At 49.5% G+C, this 16,068-nt stretch carries 12 protein-coding genes and 1 pseudogene; 3 read left to right on the top strand and 10 right to left on the bottom strand.

What is annotated here, in order from left to right; genetic code table 11:
- Positions 1–21 precede the first annotated feature (21 nt).
- Positions 22–1,161 (bottom strand): ATP-binding cassette domain-containing protein, encoded by a 1,140-nt coding sequence (locus KDW_RS18045; RefSeq protein WP_233097805.1) that lies wholly within the window; start codon positions 1,159–1,161, stop codon positions 22–24.
- A 544-nt stretch (positions 1,162–1,705) separates the two neighbouring features.
- A complete protein-coding gene (locus KDW_RS18040) occupies positions 1,706–2,017 on the bottom strand; it encodes a hypothetical protein (protein WP_151757235.1) in 312 nt (103 codons plus the stop codon).
- 551 nt (positions 2,018–2,568) lie between these two features.
- Here KDW_RS18040 and KDW_RS18035 point away from each other — a divergent pair.
- Positions 2,569–3,159: a hypothetical protein gene (locus KDW_RS18035; protein ID WP_151757234.1), complete on the top strand. Its 591-nt coding sequence runs from the start codon at positions 2,569–2,571 to the stop codon at positions 3,157–3,159.
- An 87-nt stretch (positions 3,160–3,246) separates the two neighbouring features.
- On the opposite strand, the gene KDW_RS18030 is transcribed toward KDW_RS18035, so the two are convergent.
- Positions 3,247–4,257 (bottom strand): dihydroorotate dehydrogenase-like protein, encoded by a 1,011-nt coding sequence (locus KDW_RS18030; RefSeq protein ID WP_151757233.1) that lies wholly within the window; start codon positions 4,255–4,257, stop codon positions 3,247–3,249.
- A gap of 30 nt (positions 4,258–4,287) precedes the next feature.
- Positions 4,288–7,916: pseudogene (nifJ, locus tag KDW_RS35990) on the bottom strand (pyruvate:ferredoxin (flavodoxin) oxidoreductase).
- A 590-nt stretch (positions 7,917–8,506) separates the two neighbouring features.
- Between nifJ and KDW_RS31835 the strand changes: the two are divergent.
- Positions 8,507–9,133: a hypothetical protein gene (locus tag KDW_RS31835; protein WP_162005344.1), complete on the top strand. Its 627-nt coding sequence runs from the start codon at positions 8,507–8,509 to the stop codon at positions 9,131–9,133.
- Positions 9,134–9,814: 681 nt separating this feature from the next.
- Here the strand turns inward: KDW_RS31835 and KDW_RS18015 are convergent.
- From KDW_RS18015 to KDW_RS18005, 4 genes are all read right to left on the bottom strand, one after another.
- The gene (locus KDW_RS18015) at positions 9,815–10,177 is read right to left on the bottom strand and encodes a hypothetical protein (protein WP_233097742.1); all 363 of its coding nucleotides are present in this window, start codon (positions 10,175–10,177) and stop codon (positions 9,815–9,817) included.
- Positions 10,174–10,335, bottom strand: a complete 162-nt coding sequence (locus KDW_RS32290; RefSeq protein ID WP_170296539.1) for a hypothetical protein — start codon at positions 10,333–10,335, stop codon at positions 10,174–10,176. Before KDW_RS32290 ends, KDW_RS18015 begins: the two co-directional genes overlap by 4 nt.
- A gap of 83 nt (positions 10,336–10,418) precedes the next feature.
- The gene (locus tag KDW_RS18010) at positions 10,419–10,607 is read right to left on the bottom strand and encodes a hypothetical protein (protein ID WP_151757231.1); all 189 of its coding nucleotides are present in this window, start codon (positions 10,605–10,607) and stop codon (positions 10,419–10,421) included.
- A gap of 383 nt (positions 10,608–10,990) precedes the next feature.
- A complete protein-coding gene (locus KDW_RS18005; protein ID WP_151757230.1) occupies positions 10,991–11,206 on the bottom strand; it encodes a hypothetical protein in 216 nt (71 codons plus the stop codon).
- A gap of 249 nt (positions 11,207–11,455) precedes the next feature.
- On the opposite strand from KDW_RS18005, the gene KDW_RS18000 reads away from it, so the two are divergent.
- Complete coding sequence (locus KDW_RS18000; protein WP_151757229.1) at positions 11,456–11,851, top strand: ankyrin repeat domain-containing protein; 396 nt, start codon at positions 11,456–11,458, stop codon at positions 11,849–11,851.
- A gap of 144 nt (positions 11,852–11,995) precedes the next feature.
- On the opposite strand, the gene KDW_RS17995 is transcribed toward KDW_RS18000, so the two are convergent.
- Positions 11,996–12,862 carry an FtsK/SpoIIIE domain-containing protein gene (locus KDW_RS17995; RefSeq protein ID WP_151757228.1) on the bottom strand — a complete coding sequence of 289 codons (867 nt, stop codon included), beginning with the start codon at positions 12,860–12,862 and terminating at the stop codon, positions 11,996–11,998.
- Complete coding sequence (gene eccCa, locus KDW_RS17990) at positions 12,859–16,008, bottom strand: type VII secretion protein EccCa (RefSeq protein ID WP_151757227.1); 3,150 nt, start codon at positions 16,006–16,008, stop codon at positions 12,859–12,861. The genes KDW_RS17995 and eccCa overlap by 4 nt, the downstream gene beginning before the upstream one ends.
- Positions 16,009–16,068: the final 60 nt, after the last annotated feature.

The following is a 16,068-nucleotide window of genomic DNA, read 5'->3' as shown; positions in this document are numbered from 1 at the left end:
GTTACGGGGAGGGTACGGTGGTTATTTAATGAAATCGTTGGTATAGGTGGCATTCAGATCGATCTGTTTGCCTTTGACGGTTTGATTGGTCTGGTTCTCAATATTGAGGACAGACTGTGGACCGTCAGAGGGCATCTTACCGTCTGGACTGAAGATGGCTAGCTGACTCTTCAACGCGGTCACATACAGGTCTTTGTTACCGGCATAGTAGTCTGCCGGCATTTTGGCCGCGATCTCTTCAGCCGAATGGCTATGCATCCACTTTAAGGTGTCTGAATAGGCGGTAACGAGCTTCTGTACAATATCTTTATGCTGTTTAACATAATCATTTTGCATAAAGACACAGATAAAGGGATATGAGCCATTGAGGGCTTTCTGCGTTGTCTCTGGTGTACGCAGATCGACCAATACTTTGCCCGCCCCACTGGTGAGCAGGCGTGAGATGGTAGGCTCGGTTGTCATACCGGCGGAGATACGACCCTGTTGCATAGCGGCGATAAAGGTGTCACCAGCGCCAACCGGAACAAAGTGAACCTTGTCCTGCTCCACACCGACATTATGCAGGATCGCAGTCGTCAGAGTCTGTGTACCTGAACCAAGCTCGGTCACGCCCAGATTCTTGCCTACCAGATCTTTTGCGGAATGAATTTGAGCCGCCTCTTTGCTCGAAACCATCTCAGCTTCACCTGGAGCAATATCCAACTGGATAACGCACTGCATCTGTTTGCCCGCAGCCTGCAGCTCAATCGTGTGATTAAAGGTACGTGTCTGTACATCAAGGGCGTTAAACGGCTCATCCATCAAGAGAATTTTTGGCTCGTTAATAAAGGTCTGAGCCAGGGCGACACGCTTACGCATACCACCTGAAAGTTGGTGAGGATAGCGATCCTCAAAGCCAGATAGGCCAACCCGGGCAATCCACTCACGAGCCAGTGCAAGAGCCTGCTTTTTCGGCTGATTCCGGAAGAGGGGCCCAGCCACCACATTATTCAGGACATTTTTCCAGGGAAAAATAGCATCCGATTGGAAGACATAGCCAATGCGCGGATCAATACCCTTTACAATATTTCCCATCAGGCGCACATCACCCAGGCTCGGTCGCTCAAGGCCAGAGATGAGTCCCAGGGTAGTAGATTTACCGCAACCGGTCGGTCCGACAATAGCGCAGAACTCACCCGGCTCAACACTCAGCGTCAGATCGCGGAGAGCGGTATAGGTCTGCCCCCAGGAGTTAAGAACTGCTTGGTAACATTCTGCAATTCAATGGCGGCAGACGTAGATTCATACACTGATTTTTGCGTCATAGCGAATGCATCTGTCATAATAGAGAGCGGTAAATACCGACCCCCTTTCTAAGATGGTCTTCTCATACACCTTCGTACGTACCAATACACATTATTACTGCTGTACAGATAGAGCATGGAACAATAATGGCTTATCTAGCACAGATTTAATACCAGACTCAATGTTCACGCTTATACTATAGCCTCTTCCCCATAAATAGGGCATAAACGCCACCAGAGGAGATATAAACAATGTATAAACGATTGCTATCAACGGTGCTGTCAAACATCAATCATACAAAGTGAAGAGTATGGGATACAGGAACATATACAGGAGATTAGCAAGATCGGCAAGATCGGACGGAGAGAAAAAAGACGCCATCAAACTACAGCGCCTTTTTTCTGTTGGCAGGAAGCACTGATTACAAACTGATGACAACCAGGATCAAAAACACGATGGCAACGATATCACACAGCAACCCGATACAACCAAAGAAAATGCCGAGATAGGGGATCAACCCCAATATGTGCAAACCTCCACCAACGCAAAACAGGATCAGGGAGGTGACGGCATAGGTCTTGGTGTTTTTATTTTGTAGAGGTGGATAGCCAAAGACCGGTGGCACTGGCCCTGATTGAGGATAATATCCTGGTGCTACTGGTGGCGGGAAGAACGGTTGATTGTTGGGTGGCATTGAATTTTGTTCATGTGATTGGTTGGGATTATTATACATTTTTATTTTCTTTCTTCCATAACTATAAAATAGCCTCATCATTATAGCGTATTACAACGGAAAAAGAAAAGAGGGAAAAACACTTATAAAATGACACTATTAGATCTCTCCACCAGCATCTATAGCGCAGCGTCTCAACCGGCATGTCTTCTGGTTTTGAGACGTTGCGCTTTTTGTAACTTATTAGAGCGTATCTGAGATTCACGCTGATCGGGAACGTCGCAATCAGCCGCACGCGGGCACTCAAGTGCCCAGACTTCTTTTATGCTGTGGTGGAAATGAGTGTGCGTCGCACACTCATTTCCACCACAGCATAAAAATTTTTGAGCGCCGTAGGTGCGAAAATCTGTTGACGAAGTACCTCATGGAAGTGATTTTCAGACACGGACTGAGAATGGACAAGATGGCTATGTGTAAAAAACTAAGAGATGCATTCAGTAAAAATACATTTGATAATATAATTTTTCATGAAAATTATACTTAATATGGAGATTGAACAATAGTACTCGTCAGTATATATGGATAACAACAGCAATCAAGGAGAAATATCGATGAAAAGATTCCTCAGAGCAAAACATGCTCAGACTCTAGCTGCGTTGATCATGGCTATAGTTGTATGGGCCACAACCGTAGGATTAGGACTCAACACCGGATTTGCAGGAGCAGCATCTGTAGCATCCAGGTCCAACACCGGATTTACAGGAGCGGTTTCTCCCAACCACAGAGGGATCCAGAAGGGGTCGCGTTGGTGGGATCCCGAAGATGACGAGGATAATGACAATAAGGTGCTAAATAGCAGAGCTAATCGAGACTGTTCAGGCCAAATCGTGCCTCCCCCGCCCATAGATACCCTGGATCATGGCTTTTCAATCATCCACAAAACCCACTCAGGGCGACTAATTGCGACAATAGTGCTTAAAAAAGCCACTCCTAACGCTACCTACAATATCAGACTGATTCAGACACCGAATGGATCAGATTGTGCAGTGTATGACGGCACTATCACCACGGATTCTCACGGAAGAGGAACAAAAACCATCCGAGAATTGACGCAACCTGGCAGTTCAGGTGCGTTTGTGGTGCTCAATAACCAGGCAAATCCCAATAGCGATTTCTTCACCACCGAGATAGTACCCTTTTAGGCTAAACGTTCGCTCACTGATAGCAAACATTGGCGCCCATGATGCTTGGCACATGGGCGCCAATGTTTGCTATTACTGCTACTCTGATTAGATTGGCCTTTCTTCAAACGAATTGAGCACTTTCATATAATTCGCGCGCTCAAACGCTCCTGGCTCTACAACACCGCGCTGGCTCATGCTTCCTCGCATTTGCTGGATCGATGCATATTCGTGCTCTTCCATCCACGCATACATATCGGCCAGGATCTGAGGCAACCGGTCGATACCATGCGCAAGTAGCTCCGATGCAAGCATGGCAACATTCGCCCCGGCCATCATCGCCTTAAGTACATCCTGTGCCGTGTGGATTCCACTGGTAAGGGCAACATCGGCCTGGATACGTCCATAGAGCAGGGCGATCCAGCGCAACGGCACACGGAGTTCACTGGATGTACTCAATTCCAGACCAGGCACAACTTCAAGCTTTTCCAGATCCAGGTCGGGCTGGTAGAAGCGATTAAACAGGACCAGGGCATCCGCACCCGCATCGACGAGCCGCATGGCAAAGTTTGGCAATGCCGTGAAATATGGACTCAACTTGACCGCCAGTGGCAACCAGACGATGGAGCGCACATCTCTGACGAGCTGGATATATGTCTCTTCTAATTGCGCACTGGTGACAGTAAGATGCGTTGGCATGTAATAGATATTGAGCTCCAGGGCATCCGCGCCAGCCTGCTCAATCTTGCGTGCATACTCAAGCCAGCCGCCCGTGGATATGCCATTCAGGCTCCCGATCACCGGTATATCCACTGCCGCTTTCACCCGTGCCAGATGCTCCAGGTAGGCATCTGGTCCTTTGTTATAATGAGTGAGATCAGGAAAATAGCTCAGAGCTTCGGCATAAGTATTGGTGCCATGGCTAAGGTAATGATCCAACTCATAGCTCTCATGGGTGATTTGTTCTTCAAATAATGAATACATCACAATGGCGGCCGCACCAGCATCTTCCAGTCGCTTTGCGATATCAACATGCTTTGACAATGGCGATGCCGAAGCAACCAGGGGATTTTTCAGGCTCAGACCCAGATACGTTGTGTGCAAATCAGGCTGTGTCATATCCGTTCCTCTCTTCTCGATACGAAAATCCTACGACTCTGTTTCCATCTGTCGATAGCGGCTCCAACTTTCTTGCACATCTTTTTGTGCTAGCTGTAACAGTTGTCCAGCCCGTTCCTCGTTGCTCTGGAGCAGCATCCGATAACGCGCCTCATTATAGATGTAGCGCTCAAGCGGCAGCGTCGGCTCTTTCGAGTCCATCAGGAGCGGATTCTTCCCTTCAGCAAGCAAGGCTGGATTGTAGCGATAGAGTGGCCAGTAGCCGGTCTGCACTGCAAGTTTTTGTTGCTCCAGGCCTTTGCGCATATCGATACCATGCGCGATACAATGACTATAAGCGATAATCAGTGATGGACCGTCGTATGCTTCGGCTTCCAGGATGGCTCGCAGCGTCTGCTGATCATTGGCCCCCATAGCAATCCGTGCCACATACACGTGTCCATAGGCCATAGCGAGCATACCCAGATCTTTCTTCGGGTTGCCTTACCCTGGGCCGCGAATTTGGCCAGAGCGCCTCTGGGCGTTGACTTTGATGCCTGACCACCAGTATTGGAATAGACTTCGGTATCCAGAACCAGGATGTTCACGTTGCGCCCGGATGCCAGGATATGATCCAGACCACCATAGCCAATGTCATATGCCCAGCCATCACCACCAATGATCCAGACACTTTTGCGGATCAAGCTATCCGCCAGACTCAGCAATTGCTGTATACCCTGCGCATTCGCTGCTGGAGCCGATCCATTTTGCTGCAAACGTTGTCTGAGGATGGCCAGCCGTTCGCGCTGCGCATGAATACCCATCTGATTTGACTGGTCAGCGTGCAGCAGATCCTGCACCAGTTCCTTACCGACACGCTCTTCATGCTGAAGCAAAAGTTCAGCGGCATATTCTCTCTGTTTATCCAGTGCCAGACGCATCCCAGCCCAAACTCCGCATTATCTTCAAAGAGCGAGTTCGACCAGGCAGGACCATGGCCCTCGCTATTGGCCGTCCATGGCGTTGTCGGTAGATTGCCACCATAGATCGAGGAGCAACCCGTGGCGTTAGCAACTATCATATGGTCACCAAAGAGCTGAGTGACAAGCTTGATATAGGGCGTCTCACCACATCCTGAGCAGGCACCAGAAAACTCGAAGAGCGGCTGCAATAGTTGTGAATTCTTGATCGCAGCGACATTCAAATCGGTGGCATCCACCTCTGGAAGTTTGAGGAAGTATGCCCAGTTGGCTTTTTCACGCTCACGCAGTGGAGGTTGCGCGACCATATTGATCGCCTTATGCCCCACCTGACTCTTATCTTTCACCGGACAGGCCTCGACGCACAAACCACACCCCGTGCAATCTTCAGGCGCCACCTGTAACGTATATTTCATGGTCGGAAACTCTTTAAAGCGAGCCTCTGCGGATTGAAATGTCTCGGGCGCATCTGCGAGAAGTTGGGGATCATACACTTTCATGCGGATCACAGCATGGGGACAGACCATCACGCATTTGCCACATTGGATACACAGATCAGGATCCCAGGCAGGAATCTCTAACGCGATGTTGCGCTTCTCCCAACAGGCAGTCCCAACAGGATAGGTCCCATCACAGGGAAGTGCACTCACAGGCAGGCTATCCCCCTCACCTGCAATCATCGGTCCAAGTACGCTGCGCACAAAATCAGGAGCTTCGGCTGGTACTGGTGGCCGCCTGGTGAACATGGGCAGAACCACAGCCGGCTTGCGTTGCGCTTGCACTCCCGCCACCGCGGTTCCTATCAGAGCTACTGACTGAACCCCCTCTTCATCAGGAATAAGTACTTCGTGCAGATGGGCCAGCGTCTCGTCTACAGCCTGGTAGTTTTTTTGCACCACAGCTTCTCCGCGCTTGCCATAGGTCTTCTGAATGCTGCGCTTGATCTGTTCTATCGACTGCTCTCGCGATAAAATGCCACTGATCGCAAAGAAGCAGGTTTGCATAATAGTATTGATGCGTCCACCCATTCCCACACTGGCGGCAACCTTGTGCGCATCTATCACATAGAAGCGAATATGCTTGTCGCGTAAGGCGTGCTGCACCTCTTGTGGCAGGAAGTTCCACACCTCCCCAACATCGTACATACTATCAAGCAGGAAAACGCCACCTGGCTTGCTATATTTCAAGACATCAAAGCGCTCAAGAAAAAGCAAACTGATGGCAGGCAACAAAGTCCGCTTGCCCTGCACCAATCAGATAAGGAGCCGAGAACGGATGTGAGCCAAAACGCAGATGTGAGATAGTAACTGAGCCTGACTTCTTTGAATCATAGACAAAGTAGCCCTGAGCAAAGTTGGGCGTCTCCTCGCCAATGATTTTGATCGAGTTCTTATTCGCACCCACAGTACCATCAGAACCCAGTCCCCAGAAGAGACACTGCACCAGGCCTGTCTCTGCAAGCACAAAGGCAGGATCATAGTCCAGGCTCGTCGAGGTAACATCATCATGAATGCCAATGATAAAATGCTTCCGGGGCTCCTCACGCAGCATTTCATCATAGATGCCCTTGACCATCGCAGGCGTGAACTCCTTGGACGAGAGTCCATAACGCCCACCAATAACACGAGGCAGGCTTGCTCTTCCCCAATCTTCCTGCAAAGCTGCTACGATATCAAGATATAGCGGCTCGCCTGCGCTCCCCGGTTCTTTCGTGCGGTCCAGGACAGCGATGGTCTTGACCGTGGCTGGCAACGCTTGCAGAAAATGGTGAACTGAGAATGGTCTGAACAGGTGTACATTGAGGACACCAACCTTCTCACCCTGGGCACTCAAATAATCTACTGTTGCCTGCGCTGTTTCGGCCCCCGATCCCATCATCACAATAACGCGCTCTGCATCCGCGGCCCCGGCATAGTCAAATAGATGATATGGGCGACCAGTCTGAGCCGCAAAGGTATCCATTGCCTGCTGCACAATCGCCGGGCATACCTGATAGAAGCTATTGACGCTCTCACGTGCCTGGAAGTATGTATCTGGATTCTGTGCAGTGCCACGAATACAGGGATGCTCTGGTGAAAGGGCTCGCTGGCGGTGGGCCTGTACCAGCGAATCATCTATGAGGGCCCGTATATCTTCATGCGTCAATGGTTCGATTTTATCGATCTCATGCGAGGTGCGAAAGCCATCAAAGAAATGCAGAAAAGGAATGCGCGCTTGCAGTGTAGAGGCATGAGCAATCAGAGCCAGATCCTGCGCCTCCTGTACAGAATTGGAAGCAAGGAGTGCAAAGCCGGTCGAGCGCACAGCCATCACATCCGAGTGATCGCCAAAGATAGAGAGGCCCTGTGCCGCCAGAGAACGAGCTGCCACGTGAAAAACGACAGGAGTCAATTCACCAGCAATCTTATACATATTCGGGATCATCAGCAACAGGCCCTGAGAGGCAGTAAATGTGGTCGCCAGCGCGCCCGTCTGGAGTGTGCCATGCAGTGTTCCCGCTGCACCGCCCTCTGACTGCATCTCCACAACCAGCGGGATAGTTCCCCAGAGATTTGGCTGCCCACTCGCCGACCAGGTATCGGCAAACTCACCCATCGGCGTTGATGGAGTGATCGGATAAATAGCAATGACTTCACTTAAGGCATGGGCAACCTTTGCGACCGCCTCATTGCCATCAATCATGATCCATTGACGTTCCATACTCTTGCTTCCTTTCCAGTTCTGGCTCTACGAAGCAAGCATGGCTTTGAGGAGAGAATCGTTGTTAAAGCCATGCTTCACCTCTTCGATAGCATCAGAAGCATAACCTGTAATAATCACACCACAATCACAGCCAAAAAACACAATCTCTCAATGTCATCACGGCATCATACCAGGGTAAATTGATCTTCATATTAACGCGTACGCACAAAAGCATTCCACTCAACATCCAATGTGTCCAGAGTATCTCTGCGCTTTCACATTTTCCAGATCCAGTTCATTTATAGCATGTCTTATCGATCCATAAAAGCACAAAACAATGAATCAGACTAAAAAAAGCTGCTGACAGCGTTTCTCTTCTTATGCTGTCTTACAAAGTCTTACATAAGAAATAAAGATTCTTACATAAGAAATACACAAACAACACTAAAAGTGTAGCTCGGAAGAGCGTTTATTCTTATACTAAACTTTTTTATTAAGAGGTAATTAATAAATTAACAGCTAATTAAAAGTACATAAAGGAAATGTAATATATGGATAATAGCTGAGGGCTAAAGAGTCAATAAGGGCGCAAGGCTCTCGCTAGCAATATGCTGTCCCCTCGATGTACTAAGGAGGCTTATTTTGAAAAGACGGTTTACACCAACCCTTTTCCTGCCACTCCTGCTTCTGGCATTTGCACTCTTGCAACAACAAGTGCCTTTGCCGCCAGTTCCAATGTATCTTCGCAACAGCAAAAAGTCCATTACTTTCCCCAGATCGTAAAATCTTCTGGTGTCTCAGTTGCATCCACAGTCAGGCCAATGGCCAGCAACATGGGCTACTATGGAGGCTCGGTACAGGGTGGTACCACCAATGTCTACGCTATTTTCTGGGAGCCCAACCACAGTGTATCGTCAACGTACCACAGTCTGATTCAGCGTTATTTTGGTGATGTTGGCGGTTCTGGTCTCTACAAGAACAACACCCAGTACAAAGATTCCAGCGGCCGTATTCCATCCAACAGCCGTTTAGCTGGCACCTGGACCGACACCGCCGGTTATCCTGAGAGTCCTTTGCTGGATAGCGACATTCAGAACGAAGTTAACCGTGCAAAGAGTGCTAATGGCTGGTCATCCAGTCTGACAAACATCTTCTTTGTCTTTACTCAGGCTAACGAAGATATCTGCTTCGACAGCAGCTACAGCCAGTGTGCATCAAATGCATTCTGTGTATAAGCTACTTTGGTAGCAACACATCTTGCAACCTCCATTGATGCCAGCTTAGCTGCAACGGTGACAGACAATGTGATTCAGCTGCTGACGAAACATCAAAGTAAACATCCAGAGATAGGAGCAGCAACCGATCATTCCTAATGCTGTTATGATAGCAGTGTGCAGATCACTGTGACAAAGTGTCTGGAAATTCGGTGCCCAACGGCAAAATGTGACGGGAATGCTTCCCTACTGCGTACAAAAGAGTGAACTAACAGCGCAAGGTCGGTGTTTTACAGGGCCCTAAATCCACTCAACCTATCAATACTGAAAAAGATCGACTACTGCAATGTCGTCAGTACCGATTTTTTTTGTTTGCGGACAGACAATAGGAAGTACACGTTCAACTTTAATATCTGATAGAAGATGCTTTTACTCTTTCCAGTACAATACATACGGGATCTCAGCCTTATTGAGTTGCCGAAAGCCTCGTTCGTTAATAGGAATAGCCATGCATCGATGTATATTCATCATCTTGCCGAGGGTTAAGCGCCACAGGTGTACCTCCTTGACATCCACAATCTACATCACAACAACCAGAGTATAACATACAAATCAATATAGATCTGCTGCTCGACAAACCTCATGTGGCACATTTATTTCTTCATAAGTATATAACTACCAGTATGCTATACACCTACTCCTCTAGACCGTTCCCCACGTGAATTGCTCCCAGCCCTGGATCTGGGTCACGTTGGCATCCAGGGGTGTATTGGCCTGGTCAGTGCGAGCGCTCACATAGTTGTTATTGGCCACGGCTTGCAACGCGACCGTCCCATTGCTCTGTGGGAGCCATACGAATTCTTCCCATGCCTGCACCTGGGTAGCAACTGCCTCCAGCGGCGAATTAGTTTGATCTTTGCGGGCGCTTACATAGTTGTTATTGGCATGCGACCTCAAAGCGATGAGTCCATTGCCAGCATCAACCACGTCGAACTCCTCCCATGCCTGTACCTGGGTCACGCTTGCCTGCAGGGGCGTATTGGCCTGGTCAGTTCGTGCGCTCACATAATTGTAATTATTGGTGGTATGGAGCCAGATAGTGTGACCAACGGGAGCTCCAGAGCCGCCACCAGAGGAGCCGTTGGCGGTATAGACGCGAACATAGTCAGTAACGCAATGCGACGAGCAACGAACTGCATGTATTTCTGCCGATCTGCAGGCATGAGGCACCTCTTGTTCGCAAACATAAAAATCTCCTCTTCTAGATAAAACTTGAGTTTTATAAATGTCTATGCGGCTCTGAGGTTCAATGTGGCTGGTTGTAGGGGCGCACCAATGGTGACACCTTGATTGGGAATAAATATTTACGGGGAAAAGAAGAGGTGGCATGCACATTGCTCACATCCTTGTTAGCATAGCCACGGCCATCACGAGACTGGCGAGCACAAGCTCGCGCACTACAATAAAAAACCGGGGCCTTCCGAAAAAGTTTCATAAGGCATTCCTCCTTGATATGCCCAGATAATAGCAAAGATAGGCGCCTTGCCTTATCTGCACTATTTATGCGAAATTCCGCGTGCATCAACGGCCAGAAAAAAGATAAGATATCCAGACGATGATGTACGTTGTATACTTCGGAAACCTATCTGTATAAAATGTACCTTTTTTCGTGTTATATGTCAATACATCTAGACCACTAGACAGGGGTTTTTAATGTTCCTCTTTGGCTTTGGTGTCTGCATCTTTAATCCTGAATTGAAACAGAGCGGACAACGTAACCTGGCCATTGCAGGTGCGTTGTCCGCTCTGTTTCAGATTGGATGTCACTAGAAGAGCAAGTGTGATGAAATACTTCTGTGCATATACTGCAAATAGTATTTATACATCATCTGCAGGACACTTTTCCAGTTCCAGGTCTACTTTATTACAGACATGTTGCAGACTTTTGAGCACATCAACTGTTTGGATCGGATTATCAAAACCTCTGGCTTCTGTTTCGCGCAACGTTGTTTGTAGCAGTTGAATTTCTTCATTCATACGATCACGTAACCTGCGTAAATGTGCACACCTGGTTTTAATATCTTGCTGAGTCATACTTGTTCCTGCCTTTCAAAAAGCTGAGATAAATAGCATATAGTAAGCTCCATCGGCGCACTCTACGATCTTGCACAGGTAAGCAGGCTGCTCATTGGCATGATTTGAGCAAGAGATACTTCTTTCATCTCCCTGCATGTACCAGTATATGCTCTGACCATCTGAGACACAACCACAACAACAAAAAAACTATTTTGAAGCAAATATGGTATGATGCATGAAGAAAATAGATACCAGAAAGGATTATACATGGAAAAACGAGAAGCGCTTGCTTCAGAATTGGTAAGCGAATTTGTAGGGAATGCTCATGGTGATCTCAAACGGGTACAGGAACTGCTGGCACAGGAGCCAGCCTTGCTGAATGCTGCCTGGGATTGGGGTGGTGGAGACTGGGAAACAGCCTTAGGTGCCGCTTCGCATATGGGTCGCCGCGATATCGCACTCTTCCTGATCGAGCAAGGAGCCCGAACCGATATTTTCTCTGCGGCTATGCTTGGACATCTGGAGATCGTTCAATCGATCCTCAAAGTATATCCACACCTGCGACACGCGAAAGGTCCCCATGGTATCCCACTCATCAATCATGCGAAAGCAGGTGCAGAGGCGGCCCTTCCAGTCTTACAATATCTCGAAACACTCAGCTAACGCCAGGCGTCGCCTTTTTCTTGAATGATTGTAGAGAGTGTCTGACTTCCATGAGAATAGGAGCCAGACACTCTCTTACTTACTCTGCGTTATATGCGTAAGCAGGTTCTGTATACGCTACCTGTACCAGGGTTGGGGGGAGTTTCAGTTGTACCAGAGAGCCACGGCCTGCTGGTTGCTGTGAGGCTGCATAACCATGCATAATGCGCCTTCCTGGGGATCTCCGCTCATAATCAAGGTAGAAGTACCCATCTCGCGTAAGCGCTGCAATGCTGGCTCAAACGAGGCGCGGCCCATACCACCAACGCGGCGCGCCAGCACAAGATGGAAGCCAATATCGCGACCAGACAACAAGAAATCTACCAGGGGTCCGAGTGGACTACTACTCGGTGAGGATGAAATGGAATCATAGTCATCAACAATCAGGAAATAGTGCAGTCCATTCCAGCGCGGTCGGCTCCGTAACTGGTGCAGGGGCAGATCGGCTCCTGCCTTCATACGCTTATCCAGATCGGCTTTAAAGTTGCCGATACACTCGGCCAGGGTGGACGGATTATAGGCGTACATCAACAAATGTTTGCTATCCACAAAATCGAGCAGGGTTTTGCGATAATCGATAATGCCAAATCTCACCTGATCAGGTGTATAACTCTGCTCAACACCACGCAAAAAGGTGCGCAACAACGTCGTTTTGCCACATTCCATATCCCCAAGAATCAGGAAGTGTGGACCTGCTTTGAGCAAATCAAGATAGATCTGATCGAGACGAAATTCTTCGAGCCCCAATGATACTCCGGACGGCTCGGTAGTTGAGCGTGGTAACTCTTCCGCACGCACCATCAATGGCAACAGGCGGATTGGCGGGGCCACCTCACCTTTCCACGAGGTTCGGACCTGCCGTACAAACCGTTCCAGTACTTGCTGCATCCCAAGCTTCTGGTCAGATTTCTCAGCTTGTCCCCTCTCAACAGCAGGCAGCGCCACCTGGAAGTTCAATTTCTCTTTGTTCAAACCCCGCCGGGAACTCCTGTTGGAAGAGCCGCAGCGGCCATCTTACCAAACTCTGAGTCGAGTGGATCATTCAAGCGGAGTTCCAGACGCATACCAATATTGTCACGCAATCTGCTACGTATCTCAGGCCAGCGATTAGCGGCCAGGACAACGTGCACACCGTAGGTCAAACCGCTCGCAATAATCTCGGTCACTTCGGCTTCCAGATCAAATTCCTGACAGAACAGCGCGAAGTTGTCGATCACCAGAAACACATCACCAAAAGGAATCTCTTGCAACTCGCCCGCCTGGCGACGTGCACGGAAGGTACTCATACTGTCAATGCCATGCTCACGGAAGAGGAATTCACGATCCTCGATGATCTTGCGCATCTGCCGAATCACGCGACGCACTTTATCGCGGTCAGCCTTGCCACAGACAACACCGACATGCGGGGCCGCTTCAAATACACGGAGCAAACCACCACCCAGGTCAATACAATACAGTTGTACATCGGTTGGCGCATGGGTCAGCATAAATGAAGTGAGCAAGGTACGCAGAAATGTGCTCTTCCCTGTTTGTGGTGCACCAACCAGAGCCAGATGGCCACCGGATCCTGAAAAGTCTAACCACATGGGTTCTTGCGCCTGCAGCAGAGGCAGATCGACCAGGCCAAGGGGCAAACGCAATGGTCCAAATGGTGGCGTGCGACTCCAGGAACATCCAACCAGATCTGGCCGCTGACATTGCTCCAGGACCTCATATAACGGCAGGTTTTTACTCAGTGGTGGCAACCAGACCTGATGGACGCTCGCGTGTTGCCCGGCCTCAAACTGCTTCGTATCCAGATGACTGATCACCACATCCATCTCAGTATGCAGTTCACTTGCCTCATCCTGCAGGAGCATCGTCGGGGTCGCCGTTAGGGATGCATATTGATGTTTCACCAATGTGCCCGTGGACGTAAAGTCGCGTATCCGGGCCAGCGGAGAGACCTGTTCCTGAACAGGCACAAAAGGTACAGAGATCAGGGCTGTTTTAAACATATGATAGGTATCGGTATCAACCTTGAAATATCCCACTCCCGGTGCGGATGGCAGATAGTAGGCATCAGGCTTACCCAATACAGAAGTACTTTCAGAGGCACTAAACGTACGCAGGCAGATACGATAGCGGAGATGGCCCTCTAAACCGCGAATACGTCCTTCATCCAGACGCTGTGTCGCAAACAACAGGTGTAGTCCCAGACTACGTCCCACACGTCCCATGGTCATAAAGAGATCCAGGAAGTCCGGGCGCTTTTCGATCAATTCAGCAAATTCGTCGGCCAGGATAACCAGGTGCGGCATCGGCTCCATAGTTGGATCGGAGCGCCACTTCTCGCGATATTGCTTGATATTATCCAGGTTACCCGCATCATGTAGCATACGTTGGCGGCGCTGCTGCTCACCCAATAACGAGTCATAGACCCGATCGACCAGTGACACATCCTCTTGTAGATTAGTGATGATCCCGGCGACATGCGGTAGCGCAGCAAAGTCGGCAAAAGAAGCGCCACCCTTAAAGTCAACCAGAACAAAGTTGACGGTCTCAGGATCATGGGTAGTTGCCAGACTAATCACAATGGTGCGTAATAGCTCGCTTTTACCGGATCCGGTCGCACCCACAACCAGTCCATGTGGCCCCATTCCTCGATCCGCCGCCTCTTTGAGATCCAGAATCAACGGCTCGCCATCCGCCCTTAATCCGAGCGGCACCCGCAAAAGCTCCTGCTTCTGACGGGGCTTCCAGACCTCTTCGGGTCGTACCGCATCAGCCGAAGGGATTGATAATAAATTTAACAGGCGCACATCCTGCGAAAGATCTTGCTGCGCATTGGCCTCGACCAGCGTAATGGCGGCCAGACTACGGGAAAGCTTTTCGCAAAGCGTGATGTCGATGTGATCAGGCTGCAGGCCTTCCAGACGGCGACCACCAAAGTGCATCTCTTCAAAACTCAGTCTGCCAATCGATGAGATCGAGAGTCGGGCCTGAATCTGCGTTGGCTCCTGACTGACATCATCAACCAGACAAATAAACGTCACGCCCAGTTGTGCAGCATCCTGTAATAATTCATCCATCTCAGGAATTTGTCCAATCGGACCATAGGGAGTAAAACCGTCCAGAACGATGACCAGATGTGGACGCGTCACACCTTTCTGGTTATCTGGCTTATTTTTATCCGCCAGCAAGCGGCGGCGGCGATCCAATTCTGGCTTGATCTGTAACTGAATAAGCTCACGTACATCATCCAGCGTACTGGCAAGCATACACAAATGATCAGGAGCATTTTGCTTCTCGGCCTTGATCTGACGCAGGCGGCGCAGATGTGGCGCCCATTTAATCCAACTCCATTGCTGCGCCAGAGCTTCAGGAAAATACACCAGGCAGCGCACATCTTCCGGGGATTGTAAGGCCAGTAGCTGACAGAGCATGCCCTGTATCAAGGAGCGTGTCTGAGCACGTTGGCCGCTGATAGCCATCACCCCAATTCTTCCCAGAGGTATGTGGGCAGGCATATCATCCAGATAACTATATTCATTCACCAGCGATTCCGCCAGTGCGCGTAACTCGGGAACAAACTGGACCATTGGATTATCGCCCAGGTCCAGACGCACGCGACAGGAAAGAGGCACCGGGCCGACACCGATACGTACACGCAGAAAATCAGCGTCATCCGGGCGGCGCTCCCATAAATATTGATGTTGTTTTACCTGCTCAACTAAATGTTCATAGGACGGATACAAGCGCTCGCCAACCTGACGTTGTTGGTGCGCAATGGCACGCAGGCGAGTGCGATACTGCGCCAGATAGGCCCGGTAGAGCTCACTGTTCTGCTGGCGTACCTTCTTCTGCATATGCCGCTGGGCAATTCCCATTCCCAGACCACCGCCAATAGAACAAACAATCATCAGGGCACCCGCACCTATCATCAACAGATTCGCATGATAGGCAAACAAAAAAGCAACTGATCCCAGGCTGCCAACCACCGGAAGCAGATATTGCATCCAGGCCATGGCACCCATTTGTGCAGGCTGTATAACTGGAGGAGCCTGAATCACAATCTCCTCTGAAGGCAAAACAGCAGGATAAGCCCTGGCGGGTCGATAGAATTTTATTCCATGCATAGTATTTACTTCCCTTTAGCGGTAGCTCCTCGGTATCAGTCAGGGCTATTTGATCTGAAG

It is taken from the genome of Dictyobacter vulcani (assembly GCF_008974265.1).
Classification (GTDB): domain Bacteria; phylum Chloroflexota; class Ktedonobacteria; order Ktedonobacterales; family Ktedonobacteraceae; genus Dictyobacter; species Dictyobacter vulcani.
This window is presented reverse-complemented; position numbering and strand designations above follow the sequence as displayed.

Excerpts from the sequence above, each read along its gene's own strand:
- KDW_RS18000 (WP_151757229.1), top strand. The coding sequence starts at position 11,456 with ATGGAAAAACGAGAAGCGCTTGCTTCAGAATTGGTAAGCGAATTTGTA.
- KDW_RS18035 (WP_151757234.1), top strand. The coding sequence starts at position 2,569 with ATGAAAAGATTCCTCAGAGCAAAACATGCTCAGACTCTAGCTGCGTTG.
- KDW_RS18030 (WP_151757233.1), bottom strand. The coding sequence starts at position 4,257 with ATGACACAGCCTGATTTGCACACAACGTATCTGGGTCTGAGCCTGAAA.
- KDW_RS18040 (WP_151757235.1), bottom strand. The coding sequence starts at position 2,017 with ATGTATAATAATCCCAACCAATCACATGAACAAAATTCAATGCCACCC.
- KDW_RS18010 (WP_151757231.1), bottom strand. The coding sequence starts at position 10,607 with ATGAAACTTTTTCGGAAGGCCCCGGTTTTTTATTGTAGTGCGCGAGCT.
- KDW_RS31835 (WP_162005344.1), top strand. The coding sequence starts at position 8,507 with ATGCTGTCCCCTCGATGTACTAAGGAGGCTTATTTTGAAAAGACGGTT.
- eccCa (WP_151757227.1), bottom strand. The coding sequence starts at position 16,008 with ATGCATGGAATAAAATTCTATCGACCCGCCAGGGCTTATCCTGCTGTT.
- KDW_RS18005 (WP_151757230.1), bottom strand. The coding sequence starts at position 11,206 with ATGACTCAGCAAGATATTAAAACCAGGTGTGCACATTTACGCAGGTTA.
- KDW_RS32290 (WP_170296539.1), bottom strand. The coding sequence starts at position 10,335 with ATGCCTGCAGATCGGCAGAAATACATGCAGTTCGTTGCTCGTCGCATT.